The sequence below is a fragment of the Nonomuraea sp. CA-141351 genome (assembly GCF_050944675.1).
Lineage (GTDB): Bacteria > Actinomycetota > Actinomycetes > Streptosporangiales > Streptosporangiaceae > Nonomuraea.
The window spans coordinates 2,634,063-2,654,690 of record NZ_CP191982.1 but is presented as its reverse complement, the minus strand read 5'-3'; the positions used below and the strand labels follow the sequence as shown (position 1 = coordinate 2,654,690).

At 66.6% G+C, this 20,628-nt stretch carries 19 protein-coding genes and 1 pseudogene; 6 read left to right on the top strand and 14 right to left on the bottom strand.

Annotation, left to right across the window (positions count from 1 at the left end):
* Positions 1-105: 105 nt before the first annotated feature.
* The 3 genes and pseudogenes from ACQPWU_RS13010 to ACQPWU_RS13000 all read left to right on the top strand — a co-directional run.
* Positions 106-759, top strand: a pseudogene (locus ACQPWU_RS13010) (ABC transporter ATP-binding protein); the annotation flags it as partial.
* Between the two features lie 62 nt (positions 760-821).
* On the top strand, positions 822-1,586 hold the full coding sequence (locus ACQPWU_RS13005; RefSeq protein WP_433439600.1) for an ABC transporter permease subunit: 765 nt from the start codon (positions 822-824) through the stop codon (positions 1,584-1,586).
* 136 nt (positions 1,587-1,722) lie between these two features.
* Positions 1,723-2,181 (top strand): RRXRR domain-containing protein, encoded by a 459-nt coding sequence (locus tag ACQPWU_RS13000; RefSeq protein WP_433445200.1) that lies wholly within the window; start codon positions 1,723-1,725, stop codon positions 2,179-2,181.
* Here the strand turns inward: ACQPWU_RS13000 and istB are convergent.
* The 8 genes from istB to ACQPWU_RS12960 all read right to left on the bottom strand — a co-directional run bounded on the left by istB (position 2,142) and on the right by ACQPWU_RS12960 (position 9,305).
* Positions 2,142-2,921 (bottom strand): IS21-like element helper ATPase IstB, encoded by a 780-nt coding sequence (gene istB / locus ACQPWU_RS12995; RefSeq protein WP_106536463.1) that lies wholly within the window; start codon positions 2,919-2,921, stop codon positions 2,142-2,144. The genes ACQPWU_RS13000 and istB overlap by 40 nt on opposite strands.
* Positions 2,918-4,594: an IS21 family transposase gene (gene istA, locus ACQPWU_RS12990; RefSeq protein ID WP_433439597.1), complete on the bottom strand. Its 1,677-nt coding sequence runs from the start codon at positions 4,592-4,594 to the stop codon at positions 2,918-2,920. The genes istB and istA overlap by 4 nt, the downstream gene beginning before the upstream one ends.
* A 422-nt stretch (positions 4,595-5,016) precedes the next feature.
* The gene (locus ACQPWU_RS12985) at positions 5,017-5,850 is read right to left on the bottom strand and encodes an alpha/beta fold hydrolase (protein ID WP_433439596.1); all 834 of its coding nucleotides are present in this window, start codon (positions 5,848-5,850) and stop codon (positions 5,017-5,019) included.
* Positions 5,851-5,877: 27 nt separating this feature from the next.
* Entirely contained in the window at positions 5,878-6,300 is a 423-nt protein-coding gene (locus ACQPWU_RS12980) for a DoxX family protein (RefSeq protein WP_433439594.1), read from the bottom strand.
* A 103-nt stretch (positions 6,301-6,403) separates the two neighbouring features.
* Complete coding sequence (locus tag ACQPWU_RS12975; protein ID WP_433439592.1) at positions 6,404-7,246, bottom strand: ABC transporter permease; 843 nt, start codon at positions 7,244-7,246, stop codon at positions 6,404-6,406.
* Positions 7,243-8,208 carry an ATP-binding cassette domain-containing protein gene (locus tag ACQPWU_RS12970; protein ID WP_433439590.1) on the bottom strand — a complete coding sequence of 322 codons (966 nt, stop codon included), beginning with the start codon at positions 8,206-8,208 and terminating at the stop codon, positions 7,243-7,245. Before ACQPWU_RS12970 ends, ACQPWU_RS12975 begins: the two co-directional genes overlap by 4 nt.
* A 104-nt stretch (positions 8,209-8,312) precedes the next feature.
* Entirely contained in the window at positions 8,313-8,954 is a 642-nt protein-coding gene (locus tag ACQPWU_RS12965; protein WP_433439588.1) for a PadR family transcriptional regulator, read from the bottom strand.
* 105 nt (positions 8,955-9,059) lie between these two features.
* Entirely contained in the window at positions 9,060-9,305 is a 246-nt protein-coding gene (locus ACQPWU_RS12960; RefSeq protein ID WP_433439586.1) for a hypothetical protein, read from the bottom strand.
* A 91-nt stretch (positions 9,306-9,396) separates the two neighbouring features.
* On the opposite strand from ACQPWU_RS12960, the gene ACQPWU_RS12955 reads away from it, so the two are divergent.
* Positions 9,397-10,836, top strand: a complete 1,440-nt coding sequence (locus ACQPWU_RS12955) for an RRXRR domain-containing protein (protein WP_433445199.1) — start codon at positions 9,397-9,399, stop codon at positions 10,834-10,836.
* 494 nt (positions 10,837-11,330) lie between these two features.
* Here ACQPWU_RS12955 and ACQPWU_RS12950 read toward each other — a convergent pair whose 3' ends face one another.
* From ACQPWU_RS12950 to ACQPWU_RS12935, 4 genes are all read right to left on the bottom strand, one after another.
* On the bottom strand, positions 11,331-12,080 hold the full coding sequence (locus ACQPWU_RS12950; protein WP_433439585.1) for a hypothetical protein: 750 nt from the start codon (positions 12,078-12,080) through the stop codon (positions 11,331-11,333).
* Positions 12,081-12,671: 591 nt separating this feature from the next.
* On the bottom strand, positions 12,672-14,357 hold the full coding sequence (locus ACQPWU_RS12945; RefSeq protein WP_433439584.1) for a ribonuclease J: 1,686 nt from the start codon (positions 14,355-14,357) through the stop codon (positions 12,672-12,674).
* A 54-nt stretch (positions 14,358-14,411) separates the two neighbouring features.
* On the bottom strand, positions 14,412-15,287 hold the full coding sequence (gene dapA / locus ACQPWU_RS12940) for a 4-hydroxy-tetrahydrodipicolinate synthase (protein WP_433439582.1): 876 nt from the start codon (positions 15,285-15,287) through the stop codon (positions 14,412-14,414).
* Between the two features lie 602 nt (positions 15,288-15,889).
* Positions 15,890-16,336: a GNAT family N-acetyltransferase gene (locus ACQPWU_RS12935; RefSeq protein WP_433439580.1), complete on the bottom strand. Its 447-nt coding sequence runs from the start codon at positions 16,334-16,336 to the stop codon at positions 15,890-15,892.
* Between the two features lie 849 nt (positions 16,337-17,185).
* On the opposite strand from ACQPWU_RS12935, the gene ACQPWU_RS12930 reads away from it, so the two are divergent.
* The gene (locus ACQPWU_RS12930) at positions 17,186-17,902 is read left to right on the top strand and encodes a GntR family transcriptional regulator (RefSeq protein ID WP_433439578.1); all 717 of its coding nucleotides are present in this window, start codon (positions 17,186-17,188) and stop codon (positions 17,900-17,902) included.
* A 53-nt stretch (positions 17,903-17,955) separates the two neighbouring features.
* Here ACQPWU_RS12930 and ACQPWU_RS12925 read toward each other — a convergent pair whose 3' ends face one another.
* Both ACQPWU_RS12925 and ACQPWU_RS12920 read right to left on the bottom strand, forming a co-directional pair.
* Complete coding sequence (locus ACQPWU_RS12925; RefSeq protein WP_433439576.1) at positions 17,956-18,900, bottom strand: NADP-dependent oxidoreductase; 945 nt, start codon at positions 18,898-18,900, stop codon at positions 17,956-17,958.
* Positions 18,897-19,898, bottom strand: coding sequence for an NADP-dependent oxidoreductase (locus ACQPWU_RS12920; RefSeq protein ID WP_433439574.1), 1,002 nt, complete (start codon positions 19,896-19,898; stop codon positions 18,897-18,899). Before ACQPWU_RS12920 ends, ACQPWU_RS12925 begins: the two co-directional genes overlap by 4 nt.
* 131 nt (positions 19,899-20,029) lie before the next feature.
* Between ACQPWU_RS12920 and ACQPWU_RS12915 the strand changes: the two genes are divergently transcribed.
* Positions 20,030-20,590: a TetR/AcrR family transcriptional regulator gene (locus ACQPWU_RS12915; RefSeq protein WP_433439572.1), complete on the top strand. Its 561-nt coding sequence runs from the start codon at positions 20,030-20,032 to the stop codon at positions 20,588-20,590.
* The last annotated feature ends 38 nt before the right edge of the window (positions 20,591-20,628 follow it).

Below are 20,628 nucleotides of genomic sequence, written 5' to 3'. Positions count from 1 at the left end.
CCGTAGCGGCTTCGGCGGCCTCCGCACGTCAACCCAGGGTCTGACCTTGAGATTCGAACCGTGGTCCGACGCGCCGGCGGCCCGCCGTCCCGCATCCTTTACGCCGTGATCGAACTCCAACACCTCACGAAACGCTACGGAGACACCCTCGCCGTGGACGACCTGTCGTTCAAGGTCGAGCCGGGCCACGTGACCGGCTTCCTCGGCCCCAACGGCGCCGGCAAGTCCACCACCATGCGCCTGATCCTCGGCCTCGACGCCCCGACCACTGGCCAGGCGCTGGTCAACGGCCGCCGCTACACCTCGCTCACCAAGCCGATGCACGAGGTGGGCGCCCTCCTCGACGCAAGCGCCGTCCACGGCGGCCGCAGCGCCTACAACCACCTGCTCTCCCTGGCCCGCACCAACGACATCGGCCCCACGCGCGTGGCGGAGGTGCTCCAGCAGGTCGGGCTGGCAGGTGTGGCGCGCAAGCGGGTGGGCGGGTTCTCACTCGGCATGAAGCAGCGGCTGGGCATCGCGTCGGCGCTGCTCGGCGATCCGGGCGTGTTGATGTTCGACGAGCCGGTGAACGGCCTGGATCCCGACGGCGTGCGCTGGATCCGCGACCTCATGCGCTCGCTGGCCGCGGAAGGCCGGACGATCCTGCTCTCCAGCCACCTGATGAGCGAGATGGCCCTCACCGCCGAACGCATCGTCATCCTCGGCCGCGGCAAGCTGATCGCCGAGGCCACCGTCACGGAGCTGACCGCGCGCTACCCGTCCCTCGAGGACGCCTACCTGGCCCTGACCGCCGACAGCGTGCAGTACGGAGCGGCTCGATGAAGGCCGTCATCTCCTCCGAATGGCTGAAGCTACGCTCGGTGACCTCCACCTATCACACGCTGGGGACGGCGGCGCTGACAGTGCTACTCGGCGTGGCGTGGACCCTCTATGTGAGCGGCATGGCCGACGAGCGGGGATCACTGCGCGCCGCGGCCCCTGAGCAGGGGTTCCTCCCACTCGTTCAGATCAGCCTGACCGTGCTCGGTGTGCTGACGATCACTTCCGAGTACGCCACGGGCACGATCCGCACCAGCCTGACCGCCGTCCCGAAACGCGGCACATTACTCCTGGCCAAGGCCGGAGTCGTCGGCCTGGCCACATTCATAGCCGCCTCCACGATCCTTCTGGTCACCTATTCGACGAGCCGCCTGTTAGCAGATGGTCACGAGCTGGGCTTCAACGACATCTCGTTGGCCCACGACCTGACGATGCTGCTCGCCTCCGGCCTATCGGTGACCGCTCTGGCGCTCGTCGGCCTCGGCCTCGGCACCGCCCTCCGCTCAACGGCAGGAGCGATCGTCTCGGTCGTGGCGCTGCTGTTCGTGCTCCCGGGTGTCGTCAACTACTTGCCCCCTCCCTGGAACACCCGCGTGGCGGCACTGCTTCTGCCGAACCTCGTCCCCCAAATAGCAGATCAGCGCCTCTCTTCACGCCTGGGCGACGGGCTCCTACCTCCCTGGGCGGCACTCGCCGTACTCCTCGCGTACCCGCTCGTCGCCCTGGCCATCGGCTACTACCAGCTCAACCGGAGAGACACGTAACCGGATCCACTGCATAAACGCAGGGGCCTTTCAGCAGAGATGGCTGTGGCCGTGTGTTACCAGCACTGGCCAACACCGAGTAGGAGGTGACCGAAGTTTGGCTACGTTCCGCGCAGGACAGACGACCCACCAAGCTGTGCCTCCTCAGCAGCTTGCTCTGGAACTCGGCCCAGCAGACAACCCCGGGATCAGGGACGAAACGGGGGCCGAGGGCCGCCGCCAGGCGGTACCCGGCGCGGGACATGTGCGAGAGGAGACTCCCAGCGGTTCAGCTGTGGCTGGGGGCGTCACCCCGGATCACCCAGTTCGGGAGAAGGGGCGTGAGTCCCACCCCTACGTGTTCGTACTCGACAAGCACGGGCGCCCGCTCCAGCCCTGCACCCCAGCCAGGGCACGCAAGCTGCTGAATAAGGGACGTGCAGTTGTTCACCGGCGCACTCCTGGCTGCGGAGGTTTCGTCCGACACCGCTTGTTGGCGAGTTCTGAGACCGCCGGGCACGTGTCGGTGTCGCGGATGTTGGTTTGCGTCGACACCGCTTCCGCGCCCGACGGGTGTCAGGTTGTCCGCTGCTTTGTGGCTTGGGCCAGACGGTAGGAGTCAGTGCCGGTCTCGAGGATGGTGCCGCCGAAGGTGAGTCGGTCGACGATGGCTGCGCATAGCCGGGGGTCGGTGAAGGTCTTGGTCCAGCCGCCGAAGGACTCATTGGACGCGATCGCGACCGAGGCCTTCTCCTCACGCTCGGTGAGGACCTGGAAGAGGAGTTCCGCGCCGCGGCGGTCGAGTTGCATGTAGCCGAGTTCGTCGATGCACAGCAGGTCGACGCGGCCGTAGCGGGCGATGGTCTTCGCCAGCGTCATCTCGTCGGCGGCCTCGACGAGCTCGTTGGCAAGCTGGGTCGCCAGGGTGTACTTGACCCGGTAGCCGGCCATGGCGGCCTCGGTGCCGAGTGCGATCAGCAGATGGGACTTGCCGGTGCCGGAGTCCCCGATCAGACATAGCGGCTGTCCCTTCTGGACCCATTCGCACTTGGCGAGGGTGTGGATCACGGCGGGATCGATGTTGGGGTTGGCGTCGAAGTCGAAGGCCCGCAGGGACTTCTCGCGGGGGAACTTGGCGGCCTTGATCCGGCGTTCGGACCGGCGTCGGGCGCGATCGTCGCACTCGGCAAGCAATAGTTCGGCGAGGAACCCGCGGTAAGACATCTGCTCACGCCCTGCCCGGTCGGCGTAGTCGGTGAAGGAGTTGCGGATGGTGGGCATTCGCAGCATCCGGCAGGCCTGGTCGATCGCGGCGTCGGCTGCTTCTTCGGTCATCCCTCGGCGCTTGGTGGTCACGGTGCGGCTCCTTCGTTCGGGGTGTCACGTCGGCTGGCCAACAGCTGGTCGTACTTCTCCACGCTCGGCGGCGGCCGAGTGTCGGCCGGGATGTGGGCGCGGAGCCGGCGCTCGGTCAGCGATCGCACGGCAGGGATCTCGCCTTCTCCGCGTGCCCTGTCGCCGTTCATCAGGGACTGGTGGTCCGCTGTCGTGTCGTCGGCTCCGCCATCTGCTGTGTCGTTGTACTTGCGCGCTTCCAACGCGACAGCGTCCGCGGTGAGCGCGCCTGCACGCAGCGCCGTCGCGAGTCCGGCGACGACGTGGTCGTGTGGAAGGTGCCGGTGCAGCATCAGGACCTCAATGAGGGCACGGGTGCCGTCGGCGTCACCGTGGGCCTTGCAGGCCGCGGCCCACCAGGCGTCGTGAACGGGCGTGAACCGCCCGGATGCCCTGGCCTGCTCCAGCGCTTTCGCACCGGGTAGCGCGCCCGGTTTGCGGAGGAGGACCTCGAGATAGTGGTCCAGGTCGACCCGGGTCGAGCCCTTGGTCATGAGCCGTTCGTGGCGGGCGATCTCGGTCCTGCCGTCGAACACGACCAGGTCGCTGGCGTTCAGGAGCACCCGGGCTTGACGGCCGACCATGCGCGCGGGCACGGAGTACTTGTTCATCCGGACCGTGACCTGGGCGTACCGGTCCACGCGCGGGGTGAACCAGCGGCCGGTCTCGAACGGCTCGGTCGGAAGGGGCGCGAGGAGTGGCTGCTCGGTGGCGAATCGTTCACCGACCGTGCGGGCGCGGGACCCGATCCGCCGGGCGTCGTCGGCTTCGTCCCAGGCGTCGACCATCGCGTTGAGCTCGGCGAGGGAGTCGACTTCTGGGATGGGGACGAGGTGGTTGCGTCGGAACCAGCCGATCTGCCCCTCGACGCCGCCCTTCTCGTGCGCACCTTGGATTCCGGGCTGGCAATAGAAGGCTTCGATGCCGTAGTGGGAACGGACGGCGGTCCACCTGTCGGCCTCGACCCGCTGGCGGGAGAACCCGATCACGCTCGCGACGGCGGCCTTGAGGTTGTCGTAGCGGATCTTCCCGGTCGGCACCCCGCCGAGCACGTTGAAGGCGTGGACGTGACCCTCGAAGAAGGCTTCCTGCCCAGCCGAGGCACTGACCCTGTGCACGGCCTTGCCCGAGTAGGAGAGCCGAAGGCTGAACAGCGCGCAGGTTACGAGCTCGCCGCGCAGGCGGATGGCGACGTCGCCGAAGTCAACCTCGGCCTCGCGGCCCGGGCGGTGCTCTTGCGGGATGAACGCGTTGGCAGGTTCCCGTCCGACCTCGACGCGAATCTCACGGCGTCGGGTGGCGACGTACTCGCGGACCATCCAGTACGACACCACCCCGGCCCCGTCATGTTCGTCAAGCAGTCGATCGAAGATCCGCTTCGCCGTGTGTCGCTGCTTCCGCGGCGCGTCGAGGTCCGAGCGCAGCCAGTCGTCGATCACCACTCGGTACGCGTCAAGCCGTGAGCCGCGTTTGGGCGGTTGCTTTCTCTCCTTCGGCCATGCAGATTCCAGCGCCGCTGTCACGGTTCGGAAGCCGACGCCGTGCTTGCGCTGCAGCGCGCGGTTGGACATCCCAGATCGGGCATCCCGTCGGATCGCCGCGTACAGGTCGACCCGGGAACGCGGCTGCGTCATCGGTGGCACTCCTGACGTGAGCACGCCGTGGGCACGACTTTCGGCACCGGGCCACCGCCCCGGGAACGGTGACCGCATGCGACCACAGCCCGGAATGACTGGCCCTACCGAGGTGCCTGGTCATGTGCTGCGCAGGGCTTCGGTGGGCGGTACTGAGTCGGCCCGGAGTGCGGGGTACGACCGACGACGGAGCCGATGAGCAGCGAGCAGGCCAGGTCGAGTCCCACTGAGGCCCAGGTCAGTACGACAGCCCGGCCTTGCGTGGTGACGAAGACGTTGGTGACGAGCACGCCCAGGATCAGGCCTGTGATGCCGCCGACGACATCAACCTCGACACTACCTGTCCGCCCCGTGTCCCTGGCGCGACGAAGATCTGCTTGCGCGGTGCCTAATCGGTCTTCCCGCAACACCTCGCGGGCCCCTCAGTGTTCGCTGCTGAAGAACCGTAGCAACAGCGGGCCGACGGTCTGTGGGTCGACGACGTGATCCGGCCCCTCGAGGGTCTCCCGTTGAGCGTGGGGTAGTAGGTCTGCAAGCTCGTCGGCTGCGCGGTCGAAGAAGTCCGAGGGCAGGCCTGCCATATAAGGGACCGTGATCGGCCCTCCGGTGGTGACCAGGACCGGTTGGGTGACCGTTGCCAGTCGATCGGCCGGCAATTGGTAGCGATTGAGGAAGACGCTGTCGTGGACCAGCGTGGGCGCGAGGGCGACCGAATGCGCCCAATGCGCCGTCTGCTTGCCTGCCGCTTTCCTGGCCGCGATGTTGTCGTCGGAGGCGCCGGTCATGCGCATGAACAGTTCGAGAACCTCCTCGTCTCGCCCGGCGTCGAAGGCGCGTCGGGTGTCTGCAATGTACTCCTCGAATCGCGGGCGTATGTCGTCCCCGACCGCGTAGGGCACCTCCCACACGGCGATCGTGTCGATGGCTGACCCGGCCGCGGCGGCTTCCAGCGCCAGCGCGCCGCCTGAGGACGCCCCGAACAGGTGTGCCGAGCCGCCCGCCTCCGCGATCAACGCATCCAGGTCCTCGATCTCCCTTTCCACGGCGTACGGCTCGGTGAAGCCGCTCGCGCCGCGTCCCCGACGGGCATAGTTGTAGACCGTGAAGTGCTCGGCGAGAGCTGGCGCCAAGGGAGCGTTCTCCACCCCCTCGTCGAGTGCTCCGCCCACCAGAATGACGGCCGGACCGCTTCCTTCCCTGTCGTAGGCGATGGTGGTGCCATCGTTTGATGTCACGCGAAAGGCCATCTCGTTCATCTCACATCTCCGTTCGAGAGGTTTGTCTCAGCGCCTGAGCAGCGTGCCGACGACGGCCTCGGTGCGCGACCACCGCGTCCTTGCGATCACGCCCGCCACGACGAGTAAGGCGAGCGGCAGCCAAGGGCTCTGCTCGAGCACGAACTGATCGGTGATGACAGCACCGGTCAGCAATGCCGCCAACCCAAGACTGGCCAGGCCCGCCAGAGCCGGGATCAGAAGTCCAACCCCTCCCGCGACCTCCAGCGCTCCGACCAGGTACCGGAGCCACTGGCCAGCCCCGATGTCGGCGAACATGTCCACCATGACCGGGTCGCCGGCGAGCTTCGAGATTCCGCCGCCGGCGATTATCGCCGCCAGCACGACTTGCAGAATCCAGACCCCGATGCTGCTCGCCCGCCCGGGCGTGTGCGCAACGGTTTCCGAGTTGTTCTTGGGGATGGTGCTCATTCGGCTCTCCTTGTCGTGTCCGGGCCTGGTACCGGTGATGGCGTTGGCCGAGTGGGCCGGGTTGTCGGAGTTGATTTCGACCAAGTGCTCGCGGGAGCGGCATCTACTTCTTGTTGCGGTAGAGGACCATGGTGATGGGACCGAAGACCGCGACGAGCAGCGCTGACGAGACGAGCACCCAGCCGATTTCCCCGGCGGGCACCGAGCCGTGCATCAGGCCGCGTACCACGGTCGCCAGGTGGGTGATCGGGTTGACCTCGACGACCGCCTGCAACCACCCGGGCATCGTCTTCGGGTCCACGAAGATGTTGCTCACGAACGTCAGCGGGAACATCACCATCATGCTGACCCCCGCCACCGAGTTCGGCGTGCGCAGGATCAGGCTGAGCATCGTCCACAGCCACGACAGGCAGAACGAGAACACCAGCAGCAGCACCACCGAGAGCACCACCCCGACGGCGCCACCCTCCGGCCGGAACCCTAGGACCAGGCCGAGCGTGATCACGATCGCCGACCCGATCGAGTAGCGCATCACATCGCCGAGCAGGGCGCCGACCAGCGGCGACGGTCGCCACACCGGGAGCGCCCTGAACCTGTCGAACACCCCCTTCTGGATGTCGGTGTTCAGCGTAATGCCGGTGTTCATGGTGATCATGACGTTCGCCTGCACCAGGATGCCCGGCAGCAGGAACTGCAGGTACTCCTGAGTCGACCCGGCGAGCGCGCCACCGAACAGGTAGGTGAACATCAGCGTGAACATGATCGGGAACATGGTCACGTCGACGAGCTGCTCCGGGACGTGTTTGATCTTCAGCAAAGCGCGCCAGCCGAATGTCAACGAGGTGAGCACCGGACCGGGGCTAGACGGCCGCTCGCCGGCCAGCACACTGCGCAGCGCGTCCTCGGTGACCGGCGCCGACGCCTGTTCCGCGGTCGTGGCATTCATGCGGCATCCTCCTCGGGTGTCTCCTCGGCGGCGTGTCCGGTCAGGGTGAGAAACACCTCGTCCAGGCTCGGCTGACCGAGCGCGAACTCGGTGACGTCGATGCCGCAGCGGGACAGCGCGGCCAGGGAACGGGCGACCCGCTCGGGGTCGGAGATCCGCGCGGACAGCGCGGCCGGGTCAGCGGACGGCTCGACCTGCACCTCGAGGACGCCGGCGAGGACCCGCTCTGCCTCGGCCCGCTGCTCGGGCGCACGTAGCCGTACGTGCAGCGAGCCGGCGCCGACCGACGCCTTGAGCTCGCCGCTCGAGCCCTCGGCGATCACCTTCCCGTGGTCGATCACCGCTATCCGGTCGGCCAACTGGTCGGCCTCGTCGAGGTACTGCGTGGTCAGCAACACGGTGGCGCCCTCGGCGACCATGCCCCTGACGATCTCCCAGACCTGGTTCCTGCTGCGCGGGTCGAGCCCGGTCGTGGGCTCGTCGAGGAAGATCAGTTCGGGGGTGACGACCAGGCTCGCCGCGATGTCGATGCGCCTGCGCATCCCGCCGGAGTACTTCTTCACCTGCCGGTCGGCCGCCTCGGCAAGACCGAACGCGTCGAGCAGGTCGGTCGCCCGCTCCCTGCCTCGGCGGCGTGAGTAGCCGAGCAGTCTCGCGAGCAGCAACAGGTTCTCCACCCCGGTGAGGTCCTCGTCGACCGACGCGAACTGCCCGGTGAGGCCCACCCTGCTCCGCACCGCCTGGGCGTCACGCACGACGTCGTAGCCGAGCACTTGCGCCTCCCCGGCGTCGGGGCGCAGGAGCGTGGCCAGCATGCGGATCGTGGTGGTCTTGCCCGCCCCGTTCGGACCGAGCACGCCGTACACGCCCCCGGCGCTCACGGCCAGGTCCACACCGGCGACCGCGTGGGTCTTGCCGAAGCTCTTCTTCAACCCTCTCGTCTCGATCGCGAGCTTTCCCATGGGTTCGATTCCTTCTCTCGGTGTTGCGAACGGATTGGTTGAGGCTAGTCAAGTTTGACTACTTGGCCAGAGTGCACGAGGAGGAAACATCTAGTCAAGGTTGATTAGAAGTGCATCTTGAGGTGATCGTGGACCGTTCGCCACGAACCCGGATCATCGGCCATGGTGTAGGCGCCCTCAGACAGTCGTTTGCTCAGGCTCTTCGCCCACTCCAGTTCGGTGCGTGCCTGTCCCGCCCACAGTTCGGCCTGATCGCGGACGTGCTCGGGGGTGTCCCGATTGGGGTGCTCCCGCCACTTGGCCTGCTCTACGAGCTCCGCTTCCAGGCGCGCGACCCGCTCGTTAATGTGCGCGATGGCATCTGTCCTGGTCAGCATGGGCAACATGGCGATGGAGGCGTTGAGCATGTCCGGGTCGTGGGTGCGCCGCAGACCGTCGCGGACCAGTTCGACCATCTCGTTACGTCCCCGAGTTGTCGCGCGGTACAGAACGCGCTCCGGCCCGGAGTTGCCCGGCTCGGCGTGTTCGGTGAGGAGGCCATCAGCCGCCGCCTTCTTCAGCGCGTGATAAATCGAGCCGGGCTTGATCTTGGCCCAACTCTCCGCACCCCAGCTCTGCAGTTCGGACCGCACCTGGTAGCCATGCGCGCCGCCGGAGAGGTGCACGATACCGAGCACCAGGAGCTTCGTCGCCGACGTGCGCCCACCTCCGCTCAACCCTCTCGTCTCGATCGCGAGCTTTCCCATGGGTTCGATTCCTTCTCTCGGTGTTGCGAACGGATTGGTTGAGCGCTAGTCAAGTTTGAGTACTGGGCCAGAGTACACGCGGAGGAAACATCTAGTCAAACTTGATTAGAAGCGCATCTTGAGGGGATCGGGGACCGTTCGCCACGAACCCGGATCATCGGCCATGGTGTAGGCGCCCTCAGACAGTCGTTTACTCAGGCTCTTCGCCCACTCCAGTTCGGTGCGTGCGTGTCCCGCCCACAGTTCGGCCTGATCGCGGACGTGCTCGGGGGCGTCCCGATTGGGGTGCTCCCGCCACTTGGCCTGCACTACGAGCTCCGCTTGCGCCCGCCAGGTGGTGTCAACTCCCACCAACACTAGGCTGCCCTCCTGGTCCGGGTGGTGTCAGCACTGACCTACAAACGGTGCTGGTGGAGACCTCCAAAATCACACTCCGTTCGTCATCCGTCTCAAAGACCGCACCATTGACTCCTCGGAGGTCGACGGGGTGGAGTTGGGCGTTGACCCCGGCTCCAAGCACACCGGCATCGCGGTGTTCACTACGCAGGCCGCCGAGCGCCGAGCAAGGTTCGCGATCCAGCTCAACCACCGTGGCGCCACGATCCAGAAAAGGCTGGAGCAGCGGGCCGCCCGCCGACGCGCGAAGTGGAACCGCACCCGCAACCACCTGCCGAAGACCCACACGCTCGACGCCCTCGCCGTCGGCAAGCTCAATTCGATCAGCGAGACCGTGTCCACGGTGCTCATCGCCGCATGCGCCGGCCGCGGAACCCACGCCCGCACCCGACCCGACCCGACCCGACCCGACAAGCATGGCTTCCCCCGGCTCCGCATGGCCCGACAAAAACAGCACTTCGGCTACCAGAGCGGAGACCTCGCCCGAGCCGTCGTACCCACCGGCAAGAAGCAAGGACCTATACCGGCCGCGTCGCCGTCCGCGCCACCGGCAGCTTCAACATCACCACCGCCCACGGGACCGTCCAAGGCATCCACCATCGACACTTTCGTCTCCTCCAGCGAGCAGACGGATACGCCTACACGACGCAGAGGGAGGCGAGGGCTCTCTCCCCGGGCTGAAGCTCGGGGTTTCAGCCCCAGATATCTGATGAGCGTTCTCACTTCGGAATGGCTGAAGATCCGCTCCGTCCGCTCGACGTACCTGATCCTCGGCCTCAGCCTTGGCGCGGCCCTCTTGGGGCTCGCACTCGCCGTGATGGCCGCTCACATGTACGACAGCGCTCCTGCCATCAAACGACCGAGCGCCCGGATCGCCGACCTGGAGGAAGTGGTCGTGATCGTGCCCCAGCTGTGCATGGGCGTTCTGGGCACGCTCGCCATCACCTCTGAATACGTGACCGGCCTGATCAGGACGAGCTTGACCATCGTCCCCCGCCGCCGGCCAATACTGGCCGCCAAGTCCACAATCGTGGGCACGCTGGGCCTGCTCGTCGGCTCGATGACGGTTTTCGGCACCTACTTCGTCACCCGATGGGTGCTCGGAGATCGCTTCTCCGGCGCGTACACCAGTGCCTTCCTGGACAGGCTGCCGCTCCTGCTCACCCTCGCCCTCACCGTGCCCACGTTCGCGCTACTCGGCCTGGGCTTGGGCGCACTCTTGCGCTCCACCGCCGCGTCGATCGTCATCCTCGTCGGACTCGTGTACGTCATCCCCATGATCATCGGCAACATCCCGGAGCCATGGAGCGAACGTCTCGGCTCGCTGATGATCGGCGCACTCCCCCGCGAGATCACCGGCTACATCATCACCACGTCGGTATATGGCTATCTCTTGCCGCCCGCAGCAGCCGTCGCGGTGCTCGTCGCCTACGCAGCACTTCCCCTGGTGGCCGCTGGCTGGCTGCTACGCCGGAGGGACGCCTGAGATAACCATTTCACCTGAACCATTGACGCCCGCCCAACCGGGTCGGCGACACCGGCTACGTTCGCGAGAACAGGAGCGAGATGCTCGTCACTTTCGGAGTCACTTTGTCAGCGCCCTCCACGCGGATGTACGTCGGAACCGGAGCCACTTTGTCGGCGCCCTCCACGCGGATGTACGTCGAAACCGGAGCCACTTTGTCAGCGCCCTCCGCCCGAATGTTCGTCGGAACCGACGCCACACGTGGCGCACGACCCGATCCGGCGCCAACGTCAGCCCAGGTTGCCGAGCCACTCTCGGTAGGCGTTACTCACCGTCACGTCGCCGGAGGCGCTGTAGTTGCCACAGGCGCTGTAGTTGCATGGGGCGATGTAGTTGCCCGGGGCCGCACGCTCCTGCTGATGTGCGGGCGTGAAGCGCGCCGACGAACATTGATACCCGTACACCGTAGATTGCAGGTGGCGCATGAACCACGCCATCGCTGGGGTAGCGCGAAGTCATCGAAGGCAGTGCCGATGAAGGCGCTGTCCTCTCGCTCGGGCGCTGTACTTCAGGTCTCCCAGTGCGAGAACCTTCGTCGGGCTCATCCAGCCCTGCGAGGGCTTGTGAAGCGCCCAGCCGTCGCCGAGGGTGACTGCGGCGTGCTGCACGGCTCCATCGGCACTCCGCCAAACCAGGACGGTCCCCGGCTCGTCGTCGTGTCCTCCCTTCGCGGTGTGCCGTGCGAGCCAGTCTTCGAACGGCTCGCGAAGCATCCACATGTCCTCCGCGCCCTCGACACCGCACGCCGCCATCACCGTGCCAAAGCAGTTCGGGCCGCTCCGCCTGGGGAAGGTCCCGGCAAGGCGCTGCGCCCCCGGAAGCGTGGAGGCGATGGCACCCCACGTAGCAGGGGCAACGTCGCCATGTTGGCTGGGGCGGCGTCCGTTCTCGACGTACTTGACGACGGTTTCGACCTCACGCCCGGCGATCGAGGTGGGCCAACGGTGCGGCGCGGGTTGGCTTCGCCTGACCGAGGCCGGTAGTCGACGCGCTTCAGCTTCCGAAAGCCACACGAGCGCTGACGAACCCAAGTCGTAGAGGTAGAAGGTGTCCTTGACTTCGGGCGTGAGCCGGTTCCGATCATCATCGAGATTGAGCGAGTCTGCGAGATCCAGCGGTATCACGAAGGGCTGCACCTGCGGCGCGAACCACTCGAGCCACCGATCCAGTAAGTCGCCGGACACCTCGATACCCAACACCAACATGCGGTCACCTTAAACTCCGGCCCGGACTCGAGCGGCCACGAAACGACCGGCCGCCGGGACGCGAGTGTCCGGCATGTCGCCGAAATCGTCCGTCCAGTCCACGTGCTGGATGTGTGTCCACCCGCTCACGCCGCGGACAACGCTCGGTCCGGCGGCACGACCCATCACCGTAAATGAGCAGGTGGGCAGGCTCGGCGACCAGAGTGGAAGCGGCCCTCAGGTGGCGCCGAAACTCGCGAACATCGAAACCTGCCAGATCCCGGTGGCGCTCGAACTCAGCAACATCTGGCGTGTAGGTCGCTAACAAAACCAGCGACACCGGTTCCTACCCACAGGGGCAGGAACAGCGAGTCACCACGACCCACCAGCACTCACCCAACGGGCCGACAACACCAAGTGCCCCATACCAGCCCCCACCCACAGGGCCAAGGACAACAGATGACCCACTGCGCCAACACCCACGCACAGGTCGAAGAGACCAGCTCGCTCACCCCCCGGCACCCGCTCGGAAGAGCAGGTGGGATGGGCGACGCACGTCTGCGCGTCCCAGAGGTACGGCAGGCTAGAAGTCCTGCCGTACCTTCCGGAGACTCAGACCTCGAGCACCACAGGGATGATCATGGGTCGGCGGCGGTAAGTGTCGCTGACCCAGCGCCCCACGGTGCGGCGGACCACCCGGCGGATCTCCTGCATGTCGACCACCCCGTCCGCGGCCTTCTCCTCGAGGGCACGCTGGATCTGCGGGATGAACTCCTCGAACTGGAGGGGATCGATGCCGGAACCACGCGCATGGATCTCGGGGCCCGCGGTGAGCTTGCCCGTGTTGGAGTCGACCACGACGACCACGGAGATGAACCCCTCGTCGCCGAGGATCCTACGGTCCTTCAACGAGGTGTCGGTGATCTCGCCGACGGACGAGCCGTCGACGTAGACATAGCCGGCGTGAACCGCACCGACGATCTTCGCCCGGCCGTCGACCAGGTCCACCACGACCCCGTCCTCGGCGATCACGATGTGGTCCTCGGGCACACCGGTGAGAGCGGCTAGCTTGGCGTGTGCGCGCAGGTGGCGCCATTCGCCGTGTACGGGCATGAAGTTCGACGGGCGTGTCAGGTTCAGCACGTACAGGAGCTCGCCGGCGGCCGCGTGGCCGGAGACGTGCACCTTGGCGTTGCCCTTGTGCACGACGCGGGCGCCCCATCTGGTCAGCCCGTTGATCACCTTGTTGACCGCGGTCTCGTTCCCTGGCACCAGCGACGATGCCAGGAGGACGGTGTCGCCTTCGGCGATGCGGATCGGGTGATCACGGTTGGCCATCCTGGAGAGCGCCGCCATGGGCTCGCCCTGGGAGCCGGTGCAGACCAGCACCACGTCCTCCGGAGGCCACTGCTCGATGTCGCGCGAGTCGACGATCAACTCCGGCGGCACCTTGAGATACCCGAGGTCGCGGGCCACGCCCATGTTGCGCACCATCGAACGGCCGACCAGGGCGACCTTGCGACTGTGCTTGGCGGCGGCGTCCATCACCTGCTGGATGCGGTGCACGTGCGAGGCGAAGCTCGCCACGATGACCCGCTGCTCGGAAGTGCGGATCACCTCATCGATGACCGGCCCGATCTCGCGCTCGCTGGTGACGAACCCCGGCACCTCGGCGTTGGTCGAGTCGGACATCAGCAGGTCGACGCCCTCGGTGCCGAGCCTGGCGAAGCCGCCGAGGTCGGTGAGACGGCCGTCGCTCGGCAGCTGGTCCATACGGAAGTCGCCGGTGTGCAGAACTATGCCCGCAGGCGTCCTGATGGCGACGGCCAGCGCGTCGGGGATCGAGTGATTGACCGCGAGGAACTCGCAGTCGAACGGCCCGAAGGTGTGCCGTTCGCCCTCGATGACCTCGAGCTTGGTCGGCTGGATCCTGTGCTCGGTGAGCTTGGCCTCGATCAGCGCAAGCGTGAGCCTGGATCCGATGAGCGGAATATCGCGCCGCTCGCGCAGCAGGTACGGCACCGCCCCGATGTGGTCTTCGTGGGCGTGCGTGAGCACCACGGCTTCGACGTCGTCGAGCCGGTCTCTGATGTATTCGAAGTCGGGCAGGATGAGGTCGACACCCGGCTGATCGGGCTCGGGGAAGAGTACCCCGCAGTCGACGATCAGCAGGCGGCCGTCGTATTCGAAGACGGCCATGTTCCTGCCGATCTCCCCCAACCCGCCGAGCGCGACGATGCGCAGCCCGCCCTCGGGCAGTGTCGGCGGGGGGCCAAGCTCAGGATGCGGATGGCTCATGCCTGGCCCCCATGGTCAGATCGTGTTCTCAAAACTCCCGGTTCCTCCCCGTTCCTATGCGTCTGTCAACTTCACCCCGCCGGCTACCAGGCAAGCACGCAGCTCGGCGATTTGCTTCTCTGTCGCGTCCACGAGCGGGAGTCGTACCGACCCCACTGGGACGCCCACCATGCTCAGTGCCGCCTTCGCCATGATCGCGCCTCCTGCGCGCAGCATGATCCCGTCCACCACGGGGGCCACCTGGCTGTGGATGGCCAGGGCCTCGGCGACGTCGCCGTTCTTGTGCAGGTGGATCATGCGCGCCAGCTCGGCGCCCACCACATGTCCGACGACGCTGACGAACCCGGCCGCACCGAGGGAGAGCCAGGCCAGGTTGAGCAGGTCGTCGCCGGAGTAGAAGACGAGATCGGTCGCGATCATCACCTGGCTGGCGGCGAACAAGTCGCCCTTCGCGTCCTTTACAGCCACGATGCGTTCGTGCTGCGCCAGCCGGATCAGCGTCTCAGTCTTAATCGGCACGCCACTGCGCCCTGGAATGTCATACAGCATCACCGGAAGGCCGGTGGCGTCGGCGACGGCAGTGAAGTGCTGATACAGCCCCTCTTGCGGAGGCTTGTTGTAATAAGGCGTCACCACCAACAGGCCGTGCGCGCCGGCACCTGCCGCCTGCTTCGCGAGCTCGACACTGTGGCGGGTGTCGTTGGTGCCCGCCCCTGCCACCACGGTCGCGCGGTCGCCGACCGCATCGAGGACGGTGCTGACGATGCGCTGCTTTTCCTCATCCGTGGTGGTAGGCGACTCACCGGTCGTCCCGTTGACGATCAAGCCGTCGTTGTGCTGTTCGTCCACCAGATACGTGGCAAGACGTCGCACAGCCACATAATCAACCTCGCCGTCGGGGGTGAACGGCGTGACCATCGCGGTCAGCATGCGACCGAAGGGTGCGTCTGTGGTTCCAGTTGGCGATGCCATAGTGCGAACGCTACCTGGATTCAGAAATTCCTTGGACGCCGCCACCCCGCTTCGCCTGCCTGGAGGCGCCCTTTGCCCCACTTCGCGGGCATCTCGGAGGCTTCCCTCAAGACGACATCCCCCTCACCTAGGCCCTCCGGCTGCCGCGAGGCATTTCGTACGGATCAAGCCTATGCCCGGCGGAGTTCCACCCAAAAGAGCCGCTCGTACCACAGTGCCCGACAAACCACAGCGCACGCAACGTCTGGCCACTACCGTCAGAACCCCAGCGGACATCGGAAGCGCCCCACCCGCAATCACGGCACCGGGCAGGCCGACGTGGGCGCTGTCCTCAGATCATCGCCGCTGCGTGCCGTCGCGAGCACCAGACGAAAGCGTCGCAAGCGGTGCACCGCCGCCCCCGCGCCATGGACACCGGATGCAGGCATCGCGGCTGCTGGGCCGGCCACGTCTTGCTCCACGGGTGGGCGCCACAGCCACTACGCCCGGCAGGCTTCGACGGGCGCGCCCGCTACGCACACAAGATCCCGCCCTGTCTTGCGGACGTTTCCGGGAAGTCCCTACAACGGCAGTTCGATCTGGTATCGGATGAAGCCTCGATTTTCGGCCACTTTGTTGTACAGGCTGCGTGCCGTGGTGTTGGACTCGTGCGTGTTCCAGTACACGCGCGAGCAGCCGCATTCACGGGCCCAATCGGTCACGGCCTCGATCAATGCGCCGGCCACGCCTCTGCCTCGAGCCTCTGGAGCGGTGAACAGGTCCTGGAGGTAGCACACGTCGGTGTCGGGGGCGGAGGTGTTCGCGTGAGTGAAGAAGTGGGTGATGCCGACGAGTTTGCCGTCCAGCCTCGCGCCGAGGGCGTGCACGCGGGTGTCCGCCTCGAACTCGTGCCATGCGCGGTCGTACATCTCGTCGGGCTCGACTCGCTGATAGAAGTCGATGTACGCGCGGAACAAGCCCTCCCAAGTGTCCCGGTCGGACGGAAGGAGCCTGCCGATGTCGATCATGAAATTTCCTCTTGCTCGTGCAATCCGAAAGTGTGCAGGTCGGGTGTGGTGCGGCTCGGAGGTTCAGGGAGGTTAGAGGCCACAACTTAGGAGAAAGTGGCTCTCCGAGGTACGGCCACTCCGCGGCCATATCAGGGGACCACTGGTGCGGCCTCTGTTGCCGGGCTCCTGGTCGTCTTGCGAGACTTCCGCACTGCCGGGCTCCAATGGGCACGCACGACGTCCGTCGCCAAGCTCAGCTCAGCAACGCAACCTCAGCCGGGCCAGCGGCACCCCCCGCCAGGCATCGACACCACGACCCGGCAGCGGGCCCGAGCGGACATCGGGCCCGAGCCGACAGCGAGCCCGAGCAGACAGCGGACCCGAGCGCACAGCGGACCCACACGCAAAGGCAGCTGAGCAGGCAGCGGGCGCGACCCACCAGCGAAGGTGAGCGGAGAGCGAGCGCGATCCGGCAGCGAAGGCGGGTGAAGAGCGGGCGCGATCCGGCGGCAGGCCCGCGTGGGCGGCGGAGCATCGGCAGGTCAGCGATCTCAAGGGCGGGTGGCTGCTTGGAAGTACTCGCCGTCCCCGATCAAGAATCCCGTCCGATCAGGCCGCACAGCGCCCGCGTGCCATCGCAGCCCAGGCCCCGGACATTGGAAGAGGTCGCCGATATGTGCTCGGGGGTACACACATCGACGACCTCTACCGGAGAATCGCCCTCCCTTACACCGGTGTTACAGGGTTTCTCCGATAATTTTCTGCTACCGCAAAGTTGGGGCTCCAACCGGCATCGATGACGGTCGGTTACCTGCCGAATACGGCAACATGGGGCAACGCCTCACACGAACCCCCAGGGATGGACTAGTGGCCACCTCAGATCCGGTCTACCTGCGTGTCGTCGAAGACATTCGACGGCAGATCACCGACGGCACCCTTCCCCCAGGCGCGCCGATCCCATCGCGGGCGCAGCTGACCCGTAAGTATCAGGTCGGCGAGACCGCAGCCCGGCACGCGCTACGCGTGCTCGCGGGCGAAGGCCTCATCATCGGCCGCGTGGGCTCGGGTCATTATGTAAGGGAACGCCCTGACCTGACATCGCTCTACCGATGGCGCTTTCTTGATCACCCCGCCCCGTTCGCGGCCGACCTGCAGTCTCAGGGCAGGCGCGTGACGTGGGATTGGCATAGCGAGCCGACCGAAGCAGGACCCGACATCGCCCGGCGTCTGCGCCTCAGCGAGTCGACCACGCTGACCAAGACCCACTACATCTTTCGTGGAGAGGGCAGACCGCTGCAGCTGGCCACCTCGTACGAGCCACTGGAGTTCGCCCCCCATTCGGAGGAGGAGCGGCGGAGCCTGGTCGCGAGGATGTTCGCGCATGGTGTGAAGGTCACCGAGGTCGTCGAGAGCGTGCACACCCGCGTTCCCCGCCCGGCGGAGAGCGACGCGCTCGATCTGGCGGCCGGCATCCACGTGCTGCACATCGAACGCACCCACTGGGCAGGCGACCGGCCCGTGGAGACGAGCGACATCGTCATCCCGGGCGACCGTTTCAGAGTCACCTACAGCATGCCCGTCTAGCTCCGCACCCCCACGACTCCGGGCGGATCCCTGTCGCCCGGAGCCGGAAACCCCTAATCGGAGACGACTGCGATGAGCTTCTTGCCGCGAGCGTGACCGGTTTCGACGGCGTGATGGGCCTCGCCGAGGCTCTCCAGCGGATAGATCCGCTCCACGACCGGGCGTATCTTGCCCTGGTCGACGGACTCGGCCAGCGCGGCCAGGTCCGCCCGGCGCGAGCGGGCCATCATCTGGCGTACGCGCGGCCCGGGGCTCAGGGCTGACAGCAGCGCGAACGTCATCCCGTCGATGGACGTGGTCATCATCCTCCCTCGGCGGCGGAGCAGCCGGCGGTACGCGCCGAGCGAACCCCCATAGGTGTCGAGGATCACGTCGAACTCACCGCTCGGCCCGCCGCGAGCGGCGTAGTCGATCACGCGGGTTGCGCCGAGTTCGCGGCAGAATGCGGCGTTCGCGGCGCTGGCGACGGCGGTGACCTTGGCACCCATGACCTGGCCGAGTTGGATCGCGATGCTGCCCACACCGCCGCTGCCCCCGACGACGAGCAGGTCTTCGCCCGGCTGCAGACGTACGACATCCCGCAGCGCCCGTAGGGCGGTGACGCCGACGCTCGGCAGGGCGCCGGCCGTGACGAGGTCTAGCGTGGTGGGAGCTTCGCTCAGAGCGGAGGTTCTGACGGTGATGTAGTCGGCCGCGGCCCCCGTACGGCCGGAGACATCGCTCAGGAAGCCCCAGACGCGCTGTCCGAGCGCCACATCGGCCACTCCGGGACCGACCGCCTCCACCTCCCCGGCGAAGTCCATCCCTGTACGTTTCGGGAACTTCCGCCCCGACATCATGCGTATGCCGCCCGAGCGGATCTTCGCGTCGACCGGGTTCACGCTGGAGCCGTGGACGCGGACGAGCACCTCTCCCCGCTTCGGTTGCGGCTTGGGAACAGTGCGTACGCTCAGCTGACCGGCATCGCCGTAGCGGTCGTATTCGACGGCGCGCATCATCGGGCCGTCCCCTCAGCCATCGAGACGACGAACTTCCCATGGTGCCGCATACCCGCGAAATCCTGAAAAGCCCGGGCAGCGTCGTCGAATCCGTACCGGCGGCTGATCGGATCGGGCAGCGTGCCGTCGAGCAGGCGGGCGGCGATCGTCGGAAGAGTGTCGTTCCGGATCTTGAGTGTGCCCATCACGACGGTCACGGTGAGATCGTCCCGGCCGAACGCGGTCGGTTTCGGCGTGCCGGGCGTCGTGCTGAGCAGGCGTCCTCCCGGCCGGAGCGCCTTGGCCGCCTCGATCAGCGGCTCGCCCTTGAGCGCCAGGTTGATGATCGCGTCGACGCCTCCGGGATGGCGGCGCAGCGTCTCATCGGTGACGTCGTTCTCGAGGTAGTCGATCAGGCTGTCTGCCCCGAGCTTGCGGACATAACTCTCATCCTCCCCGGCGGTCGTGGCGATGATCTCCACACGTCCGGCCAGCAGCGGCACCACAACGCTGCCGATGCCCCCGGCGGCGCCGATCACCAGGACCTTCTCGCCCGGCTCGAACCCGCCTGCCTCGACCACCGCGAGCCCGGTCATACCCGTGCTGGGCAGCGCCGCCGCCACCTCCGGGCTCACGTCGTCCGGCCGGCGAGCCAGGTACGGGCCCGCCTGGAAGACCGCGTACTCGGCCATCGCCCCAGACGTGACGGCGGAGATCCCTACCCCGTTCGCGAACGACGGCGGCGCACCGAACCCGAAGACCTCCTCGCCTACCGCGAATCCGTCCACGCCGGGGCCGAGCTTCGTCACCGTTCCGGCGAAGTCGGTGCCCGGTATGTACGGGAAGTCCAGCGGCACCATCTCGCGGATGGTGCCGTCGGTCATCAGCAGATCGGCGGGGTTCAGCGAGGCGGCGCGCACCCGTACCTGGAGCCGGCCTGGGCCGGGCTCGGGGATGGGGCGGTCTTCGATGGCGAAGAGGTCCGGCGGGCCGTACTGCCTGGCCACGAGTGCTTTCATGGGTATCCTCCATGCGCGACAATGTGTCTCAAACAAGGCATGTCGTCCGGACGTCCATGCTGCCGGTGTCGCGGATGGGGTAGCCAGTCGCAATTCCGGGGAGATGTACCGGCCTGGACAAGGAGCGGAATTTGTCTCAGCGAACCGACAACGTCCGGGTACGCCGTACGCGGAAACTGCTGCGAGACGCGCTGATCGAGCTCATCGAGGAACGCGGGTTCGAACGCCTCACCGTAGGCGAGGTCACCGAACGGGCCATGGTGAGCCGGGCCGCCTTCTATCGCAATTACCGCGACAAGTACCACCTCGTGGAGCAGATCTTCGACGAGGCGATGGAGGCCCTGCTGTGCACCATGGCCGACGAGGACGAACAACCTCCCATCAAACGTTGGGTCGCATTCTTTGAGCATGTCGCCGAATATCGCCGTTTGTACGGCGCCTTGCTCGGCAAGAAGGGCAGCTCGTGGTTCGCGGCGAAGATGCAGTCCTCGCTCTCGAACAATATCGCCCACCATCTCGACTCGATCACGACGTCGGGCAGCCTGGTGGCGACACTGCTGGGCGGCATGTTCGTGCAGGCGATCGCGTGGTGGCTGGAGAACGAGCGGCCGCTTTCACCGTACGAGATCGCCACTGAGACGGCACGACTCGCCTCCGCCGTGATCACCGAGGCGAACCGCCCATCAAGTTGACACTCGCGACATTCCACACGCACGACAACGAACCGAAG

Bases quoted from the DNA above. Each gene is read 5' to 3' on its own strand.
- ACQPWU_RS13005 (WP_433439600.1), top strand. From the start codon at position 822: ATGAAGGCCGTCATCTCCTCCGAATGGCTGAAGCTACGCTCGGTGACC.
- istA (WP_433439597.1), bottom strand. From the start codon at position 4,594: ATGACGCAGCCGCGTTCCCGGGTCGACCTGTACGCGGCGATCCGACGG.
- ACQPWU_RS12985 (WP_433439596.1), bottom strand. From the start codon at position 5,850: ATGAACGAGATGGCCTTTCGCGTGACATCAAACGATGGCACCACCATC.
- ACQPWU_RS12980 (WP_433439594.1), bottom strand. From the start codon at position 6,300: ATGAGCACCATCCCCAAGAACAACTCGGAAACCGTTGCGCACACGCCC.
- ACQPWU_RS12975 (WP_433439592.1), bottom strand. From the start codon at position 7,246: ATGAATGCCACGACCGCGGAACAGGCGTCGGCGCCGGTCACCGAGGAC.
- ACQPWU_RS12970 (WP_433439590.1), bottom strand. From the start codon at position 8,208: ATGGGAAAGCTCGCGATCGAGACGAGAGGGTTGAAGAAGAGCTTCGGC.
- ACQPWU_RS12965 (WP_433439588.1), bottom strand. From the start codon at position 8,954: ATGGGAAAGCTCGCGATCGAGACGAGAGGGTTGAGCGGAGGTGGGCGC.
- ACQPWU_RS12950 (WP_433439585.1), bottom strand. From the start codon at position 12,080: ATGTTGGTGTTGGGTATCGAGGTGTCCGGCGACTTACTGGATCGGTGG.
- ACQPWU_RS12945 (WP_433439584.1), bottom strand. From the start codon at position 14,357: ATGAGCCATCCGCATCCTGAGCTTGGCCCCCCGCCGACACTGCCCGAG.
- dapA (WP_433439582.1), bottom strand. From the start codon at position 15,287: ATGCTGACCGCGATGGTCACGCCGTTCACCCCCGACGGCGAGGTTGAT.
- ACQPWU_RS12935 (WP_433439580.1), bottom strand. From the start codon at position 16,336: ATGATCGACATCGGCAGGCTCCTTCCGTCCGACCGGGACACTTGGGAG.
- ACQPWU_RS12925 (WP_433439576.1), bottom strand. From the start codon at position 18,900: ATGATGCGCGCCGTCGAATACGACCGCTACGGCGATGCCGGTCAGCTG.
- ACQPWU_RS12920 (WP_433439574.1), bottom strand. From the start codon at position 19,898: ATGAAAGCACTCGTGGCCAGGCAGTACGGCCCGCCGGACCTCTTCGCC.